This window comes from Flavobacterium sp. DSR3-2 (assembly GCF_049896525.1).
GTDB lineage: Bacteria > Bacteroidota > Bacteroidia > Flavobacteriales > Flavobacteriaceae > Flavobacterium.
In genome coordinates this window covers 181,046-196,422 of record NZ_JAFCUM010000002.1, presented here as the reverse complement: position 1 = coordinate 196,422, position 15,377 = coordinate 181,046, and the positions used below count along the sequence as shown (strand labels likewise).

11 protein-coding genes are annotated in these 15,377 nt (G+C 35.3%); 6 read left to right on the top strand and 5 right to left on the bottom strand.

Annotated elements, in window-relative coordinates; all coding sequences use genetic code 11:
- The first annotated feature begins 89 nt into the window (after positions 1–89).
- Positions 90–290: a hypothetical protein gene (locus ACP7AV_RS04435; RefSeq protein ID WP_426090917.1), complete on the top strand. Its 201-nt coding sequence runs from the start codon at positions 90–92 to the stop codon at positions 288–290.
- A gap of 1,145 nt (positions 291–1,435) precedes the next feature.
- Here ACP7AV_RS04435 and ACP7AV_RS04430 read toward each other — a convergent pair.
- A complete protein-coding gene (locus ACP7AV_RS04430; protein WP_426090916.1) occupies positions 1,436–1,588 on the bottom strand; it encodes a hypothetical protein in 153 nt (50 codons plus the stop codon).
- 483 nt (positions 1,589–2,071) lie between these two features.
- On the opposite strand from ACP7AV_RS04430, the gene ACP7AV_RS04425 reads away from it, so the two are divergent.
- Entirely contained in the window at positions 2,072–6,766 is a 4,695-nt protein-coding gene (locus ACP7AV_RS04425) for a LamG-like jellyroll fold domain-containing protein (RefSeq protein WP_426090915.1), read from the top strand.
- Between the two features lie 103 nt (positions 6,767–6,869).
- A complete protein-coding gene (locus ACP7AV_RS04420; protein WP_426090914.1) occupies positions 6,870–7,070 on the top strand; it encodes a hypothetical protein in 201 nt (66 codons plus the stop codon).
- A 278-nt stretch (positions 7,071–7,348) separates the two neighbouring features.
- Here the strand turns inward: ACP7AV_RS04420 and serB are convergent, their stop codons facing one another.
- From serB to ACP7AV_RS04400, 4 genes are all read right to left on the bottom strand, one after another.
- On the bottom strand, positions 7,349–8,587 hold the full coding sequence (gene serB / locus ACP7AV_RS04415) for a phosphoserine phosphatase SerB (RefSeq protein ID WP_426090913.1): 1,239 nt from the start codon (positions 8,585–8,587) through the stop codon (positions 7,349–7,351).
- A 162-nt stretch (positions 8,588–8,749) separates the two neighbouring features.
- Positions 8,750–9,982 carry an ATP-dependent Clp protease ATP-binding subunit ClpX gene (gene clpX, locus ACP7AV_RS04410; protein ID WP_426063029.1) on the bottom strand — a complete coding sequence of 411 codons (1,233 nt, stop codon included), beginning with the start codon at positions 9,980–9,982 and terminating at the stop codon, positions 8,750–8,752.
- A gap of 86 nt (positions 9,983–10,068) precedes the next feature.
- Complete coding sequence (clpP, locus tag ACP7AV_RS04405; RefSeq protein ID WP_091202765.1) at positions 10,069–10,743, bottom strand: ATP-dependent Clp endopeptidase proteolytic subunit ClpP; 675 nt, start codon at positions 10,741–10,743, stop codon at positions 10,069–10,071.
- Between the two features lie 398 nt (positions 10,744–11,141).
- Complete coding sequence (locus tag ACP7AV_RS04400) at positions 11,142–12,467, bottom strand: trigger factor (RefSeq protein WP_426090912.1); 1,326 nt, start codon at positions 12,465–12,467, stop codon at positions 11,142–11,144.
- A 471-nt stretch (positions 12,468–12,938) separates the two neighbouring features.
- On the opposite strand from ACP7AV_RS04400, the gene ACP7AV_RS04395 reads away from it, so the two are divergent.
- The 3 genes from ACP7AV_RS04395 to ACP7AV_RS04385 all read left to right on the top strand — a co-directional run bounded on the left by ACP7AV_RS04395 (position 12,939) and on the right by ACP7AV_RS04385 (position 15,358).
- Positions 12,939–13,169 carry a hypothetical protein gene (locus ACP7AV_RS04395; protein ID WP_426090911.1) on the top strand — a complete coding sequence of 77 codons (231 nt, stop codon included), beginning with the start codon at positions 12,939–12,941 and terminating at the stop codon, positions 13,167–13,169.
- The gene (locus ACP7AV_RS04390; RefSeq protein ID WP_426090910.1) at positions 13,159–13,506 is read left to right on the top strand and encodes a type II toxin-antitoxin system PemK/MazF family toxin; all 348 of its coding nucleotides are present in this window, start codon (positions 13,159–13,161) and stop codon (positions 13,504–13,506) included. Before ACP7AV_RS04395 ends, ACP7AV_RS04390 begins: the two co-directional genes overlap by 11 nt.
- Before the next feature lie 964 nt (positions 13,507–14,470).
- Positions 14,471–15,358 carry an alpha/beta hydrolase family protein gene (locus tag ACP7AV_RS04385; protein ID WP_426090909.1) on the top strand — a complete coding sequence of 296 codons (888 nt, stop codon included), beginning with the start codon at positions 14,471–14,473 and terminating at the stop codon, positions 15,356–15,358.
- The last annotated feature ends 19 nt before the right edge of the window (positions 15,359–15,377 follow it).

Here is a 15,377-nt window from a genome sequence, read left to right as displayed (position 1 = left end):
AAAAGTAAAAACTGTATGAGAAGGCAACACGTTTGGGTATAGATCAACCGGATCTTGATTTGCCGGATATTTTTTTTGAGAATTGACAATTGGATGAACGGTATGAAAAAACAGGCGAAAAGGATTATTTAGAAAAAGTGCACACTATTGAAAAAGTAATAGATCCGTATGAAGAAGAAATCCGAGACAAAAAACTGCATAAAGCCATGTTTATGATGCAATTTAACAACGTAGAATTGAATGCCGAACATATTGAACTATTTTTTATTGATGACAGAAAAAATTTATAATTGAAAATATTCTAGCCAGATTATAGCGATAAGGAACGTTTATTTCTCGACTTAGCTTTGAATGTTGCTCTCCTAAAAAATAAAATTGTCATATAAACTTAGTAAAGTATGGATACTTTGTTGACGAGGGCATTCAAAATATTATACGCCGTTTTTTGACCACTATTTTCAAGGTTTTTTATATTTTGTATAATTTTTATATGTCTTTTTACGTCGTACCCATTTTTTAGACAAAAATCTCCACGATTTAAGATAGATTTGTAGTTTGATATTCTATTATCTTGGTTAAAATCGGAGACAACTTTTGGCTATTATAAAAAGCCAAAAAAAGTTATTTTAATTTTATGCCACTGCTTTTTTTTTGTAATAATTGTCATAAGCCTTTCCATAGTCTAATGACTGATGAAGTTGCCGTGTATTATAAAATTCAAAATACCCTTTAAGTCCTTTATAAAGACTGATTCCGTCAGCATATTCTTGTAAATATACATTCTCGTATTTGACTGTACTCCATAATCTTTCTATAAAATTTTGTCAATAGCTCGTCCTTTACCGTCCATAGAAATTTTTATTTCATTGTTTAATAGCACATTGGTGCAAACCTCACTGGTGTATTGACTTCCTTGGTCTGTATTGAAAATTTCAGGCGCACCAATCGGCACTCATTGTGTTGCTTACACTGCAGTTCAAAATAAATCTTGTATGCAAATTTATATTCGCAGTAAAATACATAAATCCTTTTGCCATAGGAATATAGGTGATACCTGTTGCCCACACTTTATTTTTACGGGTAATCTTTAAACCTTTGAGTAAATAAGGGTATTTCTTATGTTCTTTATCACTTATTGTTGTTTAAGGTTCTCTATAAATGGTTTGCCAATTGATGATTTAAAGCAATCGTTTTACCCGTTTGCGATTCATTGTAATACCTAAATCCTTGAGCTACAACGTCAATTTCCTGCAGCCATAAAAGGAAGTATTAAAATACTGTTGATCTAGTAATTGCATTGTTTTCAAGTTCTCTAAACTTTCCTATTTTGCTTTGCAATAAAGGACGCCAGGATGAATTTCTAATAATCGACATTGTTTGACAATGCTCAATTTATTTTTAATATCGACGATTTTCACTCGCTCACGGATGGGTACTAACCCAGACTTTTTTTTAAAAAGTCATTTTCCAAAGTTAGCTGACCTATTTGAGCATAGCGTTTCGCTATTGGAATTTCATCTTTGGCGAAGACCGTTTTTTCTGCAGAAAAAACCGCAGAAAGATTCCGTATGGCGTCCGTCTTACACATTGAAATTTAGTTGGTCAGCAACTTTTATTTTTTTGCTAATACCACAATTTTATCTTTCTCTTTTAAGGCTTCCAAAACAACTTTGGCTTTGAAGTTTTTCTCTAATGTTCTTTTCAATCTGGATATAATAGTGCTAATTTAAGGCTTTTAGTCCCATCTAAATTAGTCAGCATATATTGTCCAAATTTTGGGCGTCAGCATACTTCACAACCCTCTATAAAAATAGATTTACATCTGCAAAAAAACATTAACTTCAATTTTCCTACAATAAAACTTACATATTTAGTTCGTAATTGCATTTTATCGATGCCAAACGCTTTTAATCGGGTAAACAATTCTTGTTAAAATAATATGTATATATTTGATAAAGAATAGATTACATATTAATACCAATTCAAGTCAACTGCTCCATTTACCTACATATGACAGTTGATTTTTTATCAAAGATTAAAAATTAGTTATTCATTATATTGCCCAAATCATATGAAAAAAACTACTCTCTTTACTAAGAAGTACACTCTTACTTCGTTTTTAATCCTTTCATGTTTTATCGCGAATTCACAGACCCAATCCAGAACTTTTACAAGCAATGGCACTTTCAAAGTACCCTCTGGTGTTAGCAAAGTAACTGTCCAACTTTGGGGCGGAGGTGGTGCTGGTGGTGGATGTACAAATATCAATTTTGCTACCGGAGGCGGAGGCGGAGGCGGAAATTACAACAAAATTGTTGACGTAAATGTTACTGCTTTGGCCGTAATTAATGTTACTGTTGGACTCGGTGGAACTGGGGTATCCGGTGCTAACGGAAATGCAGGAGGCAATTCATTTTTTAGCTCAACACCAATAGCAACAGCAAGAGGTGGTAATGGCGGAAATGTTAATACAGGAAGCAGTCCCCTTAATGGTTCGGGAGCTGCAACAACATCCGTGTTCCACACCTTTATAGGAGGTGCGGGAGGTACCGGGAATTCAACAACAACTGTTGTTGGAACGAGCGGCGGCGGCGGCGGCGGTGCGGGATACAGAAGCATTGGATTCAATAGTTCAGAAGGCACCGCAGGGTTAGGCGGAAATTATGGAGGAGGAAATGGTGCTTCAGGAAGAAATTCAAGTACAGGTGGAAATGGTAATGCGGCAACAGCACTCAGTGGCGGCGGTGGCGGCGGTCAAAATAGTAATTCTGGTAGTACCCCAAGAACAGGTGGTAACGGCTATAGCGGCCAAGTAATTGTAACGTGGGTCGCTGATGCATTTTTTGATAGTGACGGTGATGGTATTCGTGATAATGTGGATATTGATGACGATAATGATGGTATTTTAGACACAACAGAATGCCCCGACTTTGTAAAGCCCCGATTGTTAAATGCCGATTTTGAAGATAAAAACATTATTACCTCAGGTTTAGATAATGGTCCAACAGATAAAACAGGTAGTGGTACAATGGGCATTTGGAAAGGCGATGCGAGTCTGATACCCGCATGGAAAAGCGCTGACGCTGCAAACAATTATTTGGAAATATGGCATAACTCTCATGATCCTGTAGATGACATAAATGGTAAAGCTTTTTCAGGAATTCAATATGCCGAGATAAACGCCTCCAGCGATGATGGTTTTTATCAAGATATTGCAACCACTCCTGGAGATGTACTTCAATGGTCCTTTGCACATCGCAAACGGAAAGGGTATGCTGGTAGTGCCAACGAAGATGTAGCACAACTATTAATTGGGAACCCAATTGGCATTTTAACAAGTCAGGGAGATTTTGTTTCAGCAGCAGATGCTTCCTGGACAGAATATACTGGAAGATATCTTGTACCCGCAGGTCAAACCACAACCCGTTTAACTTTTACGGTGCTTGGAACGGCTTCTGGTAGTCAGTTCTCTGGGAATTTTATGGATAAAATTCAGCTATTTGTTGTTCCTATTTGTGGGGATACTGATGGGGACTTAATACCTAATTATTTTGATCTAGACAGTGATAATGATGGAATACCTGATGTTGTTGAAGCTGGACTTGGAAATTTAAGCAATGGAAAAGGGAAATTAGATGTGGCATTCGGAGATGGAGACGGATTATTTGACAGTGCAGCTTCTGTAGCTAATCAAGCTGCATTAAACTCTGATAATGATGCAATTCCTAATTATATTGATCTAGACAGCGATAATGACAGTCTTTTTGATGTGGATGAATCGGGAGCTGGTAATAGCAATGCGGCCTCAAATTATGTTAATGGGGATGGAGACATAAATGGAGACGGGAGTGGAGACGGAGTGGAATCAGAAAAAATTAGAAACAAAGACAATAATGGAGATGGAATTTACGAAGGTTTTGGAGACGGTATATTAGACATTTTTGATTACTCGGCCGGAGTATATGGAAATTTAAACCAAGGAACTGCCACTACCTATCTTAAAGACTCAGATACAGATGGAATCCCTGATTATTTAGATATTACATCACAATCCGGCGGCGCTTTAGACATTGCCAACAATAAATTAATTTACGCACCAAAAGATATAGACACCAATAATGACGGTATCATTGGTGCTGCGGGCTACAACACAGATATTGACAAAGATGGCATTTTAGATGCCTTTGATACTAATACTGCTTATTTTGGTTCTCCAAGGGATATTCGTTCTAAACTATTTCTGGATTTTGACGGCAGAAACGATTATGGACAAAGTACACCAATTCTAGGAAGATTAACCAATGCTTCATTTATGGCATGGATCAATTTGAATTCAGCATTTTCTTCTGACGGAGTCATCGTAGGACAAAATAATTTTCAAATACGGATTACATCTGCTAAAAAATTAGAAGCAGTGGTAAATGGCATTACAGCTGTAAATAATACTCCCTTAACATTTTCACAATGGTATCATGTTGCAGTCGTATACGGCGGAGGTTTTTTAAAATTGTATTTGAATGGAAAGTTAATACAAACAGTTGCCGCATCTGGAAAAATCAATGATGATGCTTCTCTTTTCACTTTAGGGAAAGATCCAAGCACGAATACCAAATATTTCAAAGGAAAAATAGATGAGGTACGCGTGTTTAATGTTGCGCTAACTGATTCCCAATTGCAAAGAATGGTCTATCAGGAAATTGACGAAACAAGTCCACAATTAAGAGGTAAAGTAATCCCTAAAGTTGTTGCCAAATCGACTGAAACAGCAATCTCATTTACTGATTTGCTTCGCTATTACCAAATGGATACTTATAAAGACGATATTGTAGATGACTTAACCACAACCAGCGTCGACTTGGTAACCGGAATGAAAATCTTTAATCATAAAAATATTTATGCGCAACAAGCACCTATGCCTTTCATAACAGAACGAAGCGGGGGTTTTGCAACAGCAGTCGATAGTCCAACAAAACAAATTAGAGGAGCTGATATTATGGATTATGATTGGTCTATTGTGAAAGTACAAAATGATATTACCGAACCCTTTGATAATGTTGATTTGGGGATGCTTGTTGATTCCGGTAAAAAAATTACGATGAATGACTCCAATTTACAAAATGACTGGTACTTAAAATTAGATGGGAAAATAGATTTACAGAGCAAGTCACAATTATTACAAACTATTGAAAGCGATTTAGATTATTTAAGCACTGGATCAATAGAAAGAGACCAGCAAGGTCAGTCTAACAAATACAATTATAATTACTGGAGCTCTCCTGTAAGTCCAATCAACCCAGCCGCCAATAATACCAACTACACTGTTACTGGTGTTATGAAAGATGGTCTTAATGCTGTGCCAAGAAACATCAACTGGGTTTCCGGTTACGATGGTACATCCGGAGACACAGGGACACCAGTAAGTTTAGCTAGATATTGGTTATATAAATTTGAACCTAATACTGAAGCCTATGCTAATTGGATACAAATAACAGAGACCAGTGAACTTAGAGCAGGTCAAGGATACACCTTAAAAGGAAGTGGAGCGGCCACAAACTTTACATTTGTCGGAAAACCTAACAATGGATTAGTAGATTCAAATACCATCAGCGCGGACCAATTATTACTTGTGGGAAACCCGTATCCATCCGCTATTGACGCTAGAATTTTTATAGCCGATAATATAAATTCTATTGATCGATTACAGGATGTTGGTGTAGATGGGACTTTATATTTTTGGGAACATTCGTCAGACAACAATTCACATGTTTTATCCAATTATCTAGGGGGTTTTGCTGTACTAAATTTATCAGGAGGAATTGCAGCGGTTGCACCCAGTGTAATTAGGGGGAAAGGATTGAGTACGAAAAGACCAAAATATTATATCCCTGTTGGACAAGGGTTCTTTGTATATGGAAAAACTGGCTCTGGTAAAAATAAAAAGGTTGTTTTTAACAACGGACAAAGGCTATTGGCGAAAGAAAATAATCCTGAAAGCAATACCCTATTTAAAATTAACCCCAATGTTAAAAACAGCAAAAAGTCAACAGAAAATGAAAGTGATCCAACAATTAATGATACTTTTAAAAGAATTCGATTGGGATTTGATTCCAATAATAATTACCATCGACAGGTTTTATTAGCTTTCATGGATGAAAAAGCCACAAGTGGAATCGATGATGGCTATGACGGCTATATCAACGATGATTTTCCAAACGACATGTATTTATTGAATGGAGAAGAACAATTGGTAATTGAAGGAGAAGGTTTTTTTGATGCAAATGCCTCCTACCCTATTGGTGTAAAAACAGATACTGTAGGAAAAGTAAAGTTCATGATTGATAGTTCAGAAAACTTCGATAAGGAACAGGCTTTTTATATTTATGATGACATGACAGGTTTATACCACAATATCCGCAATGAAGCATTTGAAACAAACCTCACAAAAGGAGAAAACAAAACTCGTTTTTCATTACGATTTACAGATAAAACCTTAGGTATAGGTGACAACACCATTAATAACAATGATATTACCGCCTATTTAAAAAACTCAAACAGCTTAATAATCAACAATAATATATTAGATGTAATGGTTAAAGAAGTTTCATTATTTAACACAATTGGCCAATCAATCACTAGTTGGAAGATTGAAAATCAAGAACAACACAACATTCAGCTCCCTATTAAAAAAATAAGTGCCGGTGTATACATTGCAAAAATTCAAACCACTAAAGGAAATTTTAGTAAAAAAATTATTATACATAACTAAAGAAATAATAAAAAAAAGTAAAAACTGTATGAGAAGGCAACACGTTTGGATATAGGATCAACCGGATCTTGATTTGCCGGATATTTTTTTTGAGAATTGACAATTGGATGAACGGTATGAAAAAACAGGCGAAAAGGATTATTTAGAAAAAGTGCACACTATTAAAAAAGGAATAGATAAGTATAAAGAAGAAATTCGAGAAAAAAAACTGCATAAAGCCATGTTTATGATGCAATTTAACAACGTAGAATTGAATGCCGAACATATTGAACTATTTTTTATTGATGACAGAAAAAATTTATAATCGAAAATATTCTAGCCAGATTATCACGATAAGGAGCGTCTATTTTTCGACTTAGCTTTGAATGTTGCTCTCCTAAAAAATAAAATTGTCATATAAACTTAGTAAAGTATGGATACTTTGTTGACTAGGGCATTCAAGATATTATACGCCGTTTTTTGACCACTATTTTCGAGGTTTTTTATATTTTGTATAATTGTAATTATTAGAAAATTATCTGTATTAAAAATTAAGTATGATTGTAACTTAGTAAATAAAAAGTAAATAAGTATCTCGCTTATTTACTCCTCCTCCATCATATCAATATGTCTGTCGTGGTAGCCTAAGAGATATAAAACACCGTCGAGACCTAAGCTGGAAATAGAACTTTCTGCTTTTTCTTTTACCGTAGGTTTAGCATGAAAAGCAATTCCTAAACCTGCTAAATTCAACATTGGCAAATCATTGGCACCATCGCCCACGGCAATAGTTTGATTGATGTGAATGCCTTCTTTATCGGCTATGGCTTGAAGGTATTCTGCTTTCTTTTTACCATCGACAATTTCTCCGATATAGTTGCCTGTCAATTTTCCTTCTTTAATTTCCAATTCATTGGCATGAACATAATCAATACCTAATTCTTTTTGAAGGTATTTTCCAAAAAAGGTAAAGCCTCCGGATAAAATAGCGGTTTTATAGCCGTAATATTTTAAGGCTTTCATCAGGCGATGCGCTCCTTTGGTTATAGGCAGATTTTCAGCAACAGTTTGCAGAACTTCTTCGCTCAAACCTTCTAACAAAGCCATACGTTGCTTGAAGCTTTCGCTAAAATCGATTTCACCATTCATCGCTGCTTCTGTGATGGCTTTTACTTGCTCTCCGACGCCAGCCAATTCAGCCAATTCATCAATTACTTCCGTTTGAATCAACGTCGAATCCATATCAAAACACACCAAACGCCTGTTTCTTCGATACATATTGTCTTCTTGAAAAGAAATATCCACATCCAAAGTTCTGGAAATTTCCATAAAACTGGCGGTCATAAACGATTTATCTACAATTGTACCTGTAACTGATAATTGTATGCAAGATCGTGGAAATTCTTCTTTCTCAATAATAGAAACCCTACCCGTTAACCTTTTGATCGCATCAATATTTAAATTTTGGTTGGACAGTATTTTGGTTACAGCCGCTAATTGAACAGCGGTCAGTGTTTCTCCCAATACATTGATGGTGTAGCGTTGTTTGCGTTGTGCTTTTACCCACATTTCGTAATCTGCAATCGAGATAGGAATAAATTTAACTTTAACACCCAATTCATAGGCTTTAAACAACAAATCTTTCAAAACAGGTCCAGAAGAAGAGCCCGCTTTTATTTCAAATAAAATACCTAAAGATAACGTGTCATGAATATCTGCTTGACCAATATCTAAAATGATGGCATCATAATTTGCCAAGATGGATGTCAGACCAGCAGTTACACCAGGTTTGTCCTGACCAGAAACTTTTAATAAAATAACCTCAATCTCTTCTACTTGCATGCTACAATTATTTAATTTAGAATGCACAAAAATCGACAATCTGACGTTGATAAAAAAAAATAATCTTCCTTTTATCAAACAATAACAAATAGTGTAAATTACCCATAAAAAAACCTGTTCAAATGAATGAACAGGTTTGTATTTTTAAGAAAAATGCATTTATTATGATGCAATCTCTAAACGTTTCAATAAATTTTTATTCAACGTCTCTTTGGCATAATCTACATCAATTTCTAATGTTTTATCATCAGAGCTCGGCAATTCATACATCGCATCTGTTAAAATGGCCTCGCATAAGGAACGTAATCCACGAGCGCCTAACTTGTATTCTAACGCTTTATCCACAATAAAATCAAGTGCTGCGTTGGTAATAGTGAATTCAACATCATCCATTAAAAACAATTTCTCGTATTGTTTGATTAACGCATTTTTTGGTTGTGTCAAAATCGCACGCAAGGTTTCTCTGTCTAAAGGATCCATGTGTGTCAATACTGGCAAACGACCAATAATCTCTGGAATCAATCCAAAATCTTTGATGTCTTTTGGAATAATGTATTGCAGCAAATTGTCTTTGTCGATATTGTCCACATTTTTTGAAGTAGAATAACCCACCGCCTGACGGTTCAATCGTTTCGAAATAATTCTTTCGATTCCATCAAAAGCACCACCGGCGATAAACAAAATGTTTTGTGTATTTACCTCAACAAATTTTTGGTCTGGATGCTTGCGTCCTCCTTTTGGTGGTACATTTACAACTGTTCCTTCTAATAATTTTAATAGTGCTTGTTGCACACCTTCACCAGAAACGTCACGTGTAATAGACGGATTGTCACTTTTACGCGCAATTTTATCTATTTCGTCAATGAATACAATTCCGCGTTCTGCTTTGGCAACATCATAATCGGCAGCTTGCAAAAGACGCGTCAAAATACTTTCGACATCTTCCCCCACATAACCTGCTTCAGTAAGAACTGTCGCATCAACAATCGCTAAAGGCACATCCAACATTTTCGCAATGGTTTTAGCCACCAATGTTTTTCCTGTTCCAGTTTGTCCCACCATGATAATGTTACTTTTTTCAATCTCAACCTCATCGTCTAATTGCTGTTGCATCAAACGTTTGTAGTGATTGTAAACCGCAACCGACATTACTTTTTTAGTTTGATCCTGTCCAATCACATATTGATCCAAAAACGCTCTGATCTCTTTTGGTTTCTTCAAAATCAAATCTCCAACCAGTTTTGAACTTCCGCTGGATTTTATTTCTTCAAGAACAATTCCGTGCGCTTGTTCAATACATTTATCACAGATATGAGCATTAATCCCAGCAATCAATAATTGGGTTTCTGGCTTCTTTCTTCCACAAAACGAACATTCTAATACTACTTTTGCCATTTTTATAGTCTAATGTCATAAAGTCAAAAGTCGTAAAGTCTGAGCAATGCTTTTGACTTTCCGACTTTTGACTTTCGACCAATAATTTATCCTCTTATTAAAACTTCATCAATCATTCCATATGCTTTTGCTTCTTCAGCGATCATCCAATAATCACGTTCACTATCCGTATGAACTTTATCGAAAGTTTGTCCGGAATGCTGAGAGATAATTTTGTACAACTCATCTTTCAGTTTCAACATTTCACGTAAGTTGATTTCCATATCTGTTGCAACTCCTTGCGCCCCACCTGATGGTTGGTGAATCATTACTCTTGAATGTGGTAATGCCGAACGTTTTCCTGCTGCTCCGGCACATAGAAGCACTGCTCCCATAGAAGCTGCCATTCCTGTGCAAATCGTTGCTACGTCTGGTTTGATGTATTGCATTGTGTCATAAATCCCTAATCCTGCGTAAACGCTTCCTCCAGGAGAGTTCAAATAAATTTGAATATCTTTAGAAGCATCAGCGCTTTCAAGGAACAACAACTGTGCCTGAACGATGTTTGCAATTTGGTCATCAATTCCTGTTCCAAGGAATATAATTCTGTCCATCATCAGCCTGGAAAAAACGTCTAATTGTGAAATATTCAACTGACGTTCTTCGATGATATATGGAGTCATGTTTTTAGGAGTCATTGCGCCTACGATTTTATCGTAGTACATCGAGTTTACGCCGTGGTCCTTTGTAGCAAATTTTTTAAATTCTTTACCGTAGTTCATATTTTTTTGTTCTAAGTTTTACGTAATATCTTGTGATTCGAGTTAATGCAAAGGTCATACCTATTTCTAAATGATGTCAATATGTCTTATTTTTAGCCCCGATGGAAGTAAAAAGCTTTTTGAATTCCGTTTTTTAGTTTTTCTATTCGTGCAAAGCGACTGAAAGAAGCTCTTGCAGGAATTTAAAAAACTGAAACGGAAGAAAAAACTTGTAACGTACAGCTGGATTGGCTCCTGCAATTAATTGAAACAAAAGAGCGCCAAAAAATATTTTTTCTGACGCTCAAATATAACTATTTTTTATTGTTTCGTATTTGTAATAAAATCATAAAATTTTAATAATCACTTGCGTTCTCAAGGCTTTTGACTTTCAACTTTATGACAGTACAAACTCCTATTTATTCTCCGTAAGACGCAGCAATAAATTCGTCGTACGTTACTTCTTTAGTGGTAGGATTTGCTTTTTCTTTGAACAATTCCAATAATTTTTCAGCAACAACTTGGTCCGAAAGTCTTTTCACTTCGTCTTGGTTTGACAAAACTCTGGCTACAATTCCTTGAACTTCTTCGTCAGTAGGATTTGTTTGCCCGAATTGCGCCATTTGTTGACGGATGTTTTTTGTAGTGAACGTTTTCAAGTCTTCAAAAGTGATTTTGATATCCGATTGAGCCATTGCTCTACCTTCAATCAATTGAAAACGCAGTCCTTTTTCAGAACGTACATATTCTACTTCTGCTTCCTCAGGAGACAATTTTTTCTCCCCAACCGTTTGCAACCATTTTTTAAGGAATTCAGCCGGTAAATCAAATTTTGTACTTTCGATTAAAAATTCCGTTACATCCCCTAATAATTTTTGATCCGCTTGTTGTGCAAATTGAGTCTCAGCATCTTCTTTGATTTTTGCTTTCAATTCTCCAAGTGAAGAAACAGTTCCGGCTCCAAACAATTTGTCGAATAATTCTTGGTTCAATTCAGCCAATTCAGCAGTGTTGATCGCTTCGATTGTAAAATTTACGTCAACCGCCAATTCGTGAACTTCCTCATGACTTACTTTCAACACGTCCATCAATTGATGTACGTCTTCAAATAAATCTTTTGTATTTACAGTCACAACATCTCCTACTTTTTTACCGATGAATAAATCAAAAGTCGCTTTGTCTTTAAAAAGATCAGCAGCAATAGTCGTCGCGTTATTAATTTCTTTTTCTTCGTTTGTGAAAGTTCCCGTTACATCTGAATCTGCAGCAACAACCTCTTGAGGAATCGCAGTTCCAAATTGTTTTTGAATACGTTCTACCTGACCTTCAATCATTTTATCATCCGCAGAAACCACATATTTTACAATGTCATTTTTAGCTTCTAAATCCAATTCGAAGTTAGGTACCAAACCAATTTCATATTCGAAAACCAGTTCTTCAGCATCCCAAGAAAAATGCTCGTCTACTTTAGGAAGTGGCGTTCCAAGAAGGTTTAATCTTTCTGATTGTACAAAACGCTCCAAAGCTAAGTCAACCACTTTTTGAATTTCTTCTTGTTTGATTGCTTTACCATATTGTTTTTCAACAAGATCTTTAGGCACCGCACCTTTTCTAAATCCTTTAACCGTTGCCAAAGGCATTTTTTCGTTTATTCTTTTTGCTACTTGTCCTTTGTAATCCATGTGAACAACAGTCATTACAATTGTTTCATTCACAGCGTCTATTGCTACTCTTTTGATATCCATCTTCTTCTTTAATTTACATAATAAAATTGGACTGCAAAATTATAAAATTTTTGCAACCCAAACAAGTATTTTACCATTTTGAATTTTAGGCAGTTATTTGACAAAATCACAGGCTGGAAAAGAAAAATAATTTGGGCGTGTCCCTCCGTAAAAACTGCGGGTCAGGCTGTACGTTCCCGCTTTTTATCGCCTGCCAAAAAAAGGCAGCCTGTAAAAGAGCTTCACTGCCATCCTTCACGCAAATTGTGGTATACGACAATATAAAGTTGCTTTGAAATTTTGTAATGATTTATTTATATATTTTAAATTAGTTAAGATCAAACCAAGTAACGCAAAGCCAACCAAAATTGGGTTTATAATCTATACTTTGCAGCGGCCATATGCAAGTTGTACCGCATGTTGGAAAAAATCCGCACAAAGAGATTATGATATACTAAAAAGATATACATTTGTAATATTATTTAAAAGCATATGAAAACAGTATCATTAAAAATAGACGATTCAATATTTGGAGAAACTGAAAAAATACTTTCTCGTATCAGTATACCTAGAAATAGATATATTAACGAAGCAATTGAATACTATAACAAAGTACAAAAAAGGCAAATTTTAGAGAAAAGACTTGAGATTGAATCTAGCTTAGTCAAAAAAGATTCAATGAATATTTTAAAGGATTTTGAAAAAATTGACTATGCAGATTAATCAATATGAAATTTGGATTGCCAATTTAAATCCACAAATAGGCACTGAAACTGGAAAAACTATACCAGTTTTAGTTGTTCAGACAAACTTATTAAATAAGATTCCGCATCCGTCAACAGTTGTTTGTCCAATTACAACGAAAGTTCAAAAAGATTCTAATATTTTAAGAGTTCATTTAAAAAAAGGAATGGCAAATTTACATGAGAATTGTGATGTCATGATTGATCAGATTAGAGCAATTGACAATAAACGATTGATTAAAAAAGTTGGAAACTTGCCAATTGAATTAATTGACAGAATCAAAGAAAACATTTCCATAATAATTGATTTGGATTAGAAGCACGACAGCACAAAACCCGTCAAATGAAATCGCTGGTTTTCAGTTCATTGTTGGTTTATTTTTCCTATTTTCGTTTTCTCTTAATGGAGAAAACTCATTTCCCAAGCCGCGACTAAGTCTGGCGCGCGAACGTCAAAATGTTTAATAACCTTCTTTTTGATTGCTTGTATTTTTTGTACATTTAAGTATGAAATTCAGTAACGGAACCAATAGAAACCAACTCCCGTTTTTTGCCTCCCCTGCTAGCGCGAGCGTCCCGCTCGTGCCCGCAAACAAGAGTTAGAAAAAAAAGCTAAATCTATGAGCACAAAATATAAATTTGGAGAAAGTACAGGAGCTTTTTTGTAAGCTTTGCCACAGTAAACTGGATAGATGTATTTACAAGAGAAACGTATTTTGGCAATATCATAGAATCATTGGACTTTTGCAGAAAAAATAAAGCAATGGAAATTTACGGGTATTGCATTATACCCGAAGTGCTCATCTATCATTTTTTAAGTAACGATAGCTCATTAATAATCCATGTACTCATTGTGCATCGACATATAAAATCCGCAATTTGGAAATTTCAAACAGATAAAGTAAAACATAATATCATTGATTATTTTGACGGGCACGGATTGCAAATTCAAACTACTTGATGTAGGATTGATTTTTACCTTCGACAAACTACGCCGAATTACAACCTGATTGACCAAAATCTATTAAAGCAATATCAAAAAGTATTGGCTTTGCTTTTTGGGGTTCTAACACCAGTTGTTACCGCTTTTTACGGATTGTTTTATTTTAAAGATGAAGAATGCCTTTTTCCAAAAAGAATTTCTATTGTAGTTTAAATCACATATATTTACTGACTGATTAACTAAAATGAGTTCGTTTGAAGGTTTTTAGACGAACTGACGTTATAGGTAATGTTAACGAAGACCGAGACAATTCAAAACAATTTTCAACTTATACCAAAATGAACATTAACTTATTTCTTTGGTCATTATTAATAACCTTACCAGAAATGGTATTTTCTCAATCTGCCGACTTTACCATTCACGATGTAAAGTTTGAAAGTCAAGGCGTCACTCTAGCAGGCTCGATTTTAACGCCTAAAAAAACACTTGCAGCAGTTGTGGTTGTTCATGGGTCCGATCCTGTAAAAAGAGAAATGGAGTTCGCTAAACGTCTTGCCAAAGAAGGTATTGCTGTATTGACATATGATAAACGTGGAGTTGGAGAATCTGGCGGTGTATATGTAGGACCATCTGTTGGCACGAATAATATTGACACTACTAATCTTAATTTATTATCTCAGGATGCAAGTTCAGCAGTAAATGCATTTCGAACATATTTGAAAGATAAAAAAACACCAATTGGATTAGTTGGCTTCAGTCAAGCAGGATGGATAATCCCAATTGCTGCAAATAAAAATCCACAAATAGAATTTATGGTTTTATTTAGTTGCCCTACAATCACTACGCTGGAACAACTTCGATTTCAGTTTTATACTAATGAAAAAAATAACTTTTGGGAAAATCACACAGAATCTGATGCTCGTAAACATACGAAAGATGACCCAGACAGGTATCAATTCGTGGCGACTGACCCAAAAATTTCTCTGAATACTCTTTCAATTCCAGGACTTTGGCTTTTTGGTGAGAAAGATATACAGATTCCAGTAAAGTTGTGTATGGAGCAATTAAATACTTTGAAAGCTTTAGGCAAACCTTTCGAATATACCTTGTTTTCAACATTAGGACACAATACTTCTTCTGGCAATATTACAGCACCAGTTGATATTTCAATTCAATGGATAAAACAGAAAGCTGTGAACATTCAGAAGTCTAAAGTGTCAAAATAAAGAATTACCGCTAACAGCT

Coding starts and splice junctions, on each gene's coding strand:
- ACP7AV_RS04385 (WP_426090909.1), top strand. CDS start 14,471: ATGAACATTAACTTATTTCTTTGGTCATTATTAATAACCTTACCAGAA.
- clpX (WP_426063029.1), bottom strand. CDS start 9,982: ATGGCAAAAGTAGTATTAGAATGTTCGTTTTGTGGAAGAAAGAAGCCA.
- clpP (WP_091202765.1), bottom strand. CDS start 10,743: ATGAACTACGGTAAAGAATTTAAAAAATTTGCTACAAAGGACCACGGC.
- serB (WP_426090913.1), bottom strand. CDS start 8,587: ATGCAAGTAGAAGAGATTGAGGTTATTTTATTAAAAGTTTCTGGTCAG.
- ACP7AV_RS04395 (WP_426090911.1), top strand. CDS start 12,939: ATGAAAACAGTATCATTAAAAATAGACGATTCAATATTTGGAGAAACT.
- ACP7AV_RS04400 (WP_426090912.1), bottom strand. CDS start 12,467: ATGGATATCAAAAGAGTAGCAATAGACGCTGTGAATGAAACAATTGTA.
- ACP7AV_RS04390 (WP_426090910.1), top strand. CDS start 13,159: ATGCAGATTAATCAATATGAAATTTGGATTGCCAATTTAAATCCACAA.
- ACP7AV_RS04425 (WP_426090915.1), top strand. CDS start 2,072: ATGAAAAAAACTACTCTCTTTACTAAGAAGTACACTCTTACTTCGTTT.
- ACP7AV_RS04430 (WP_426090916.1), bottom strand. CDS start 1,588: ATGTGTAAGACGGACGCCATACGGAATCTTTCTGCGGTTTTTTCTGCA.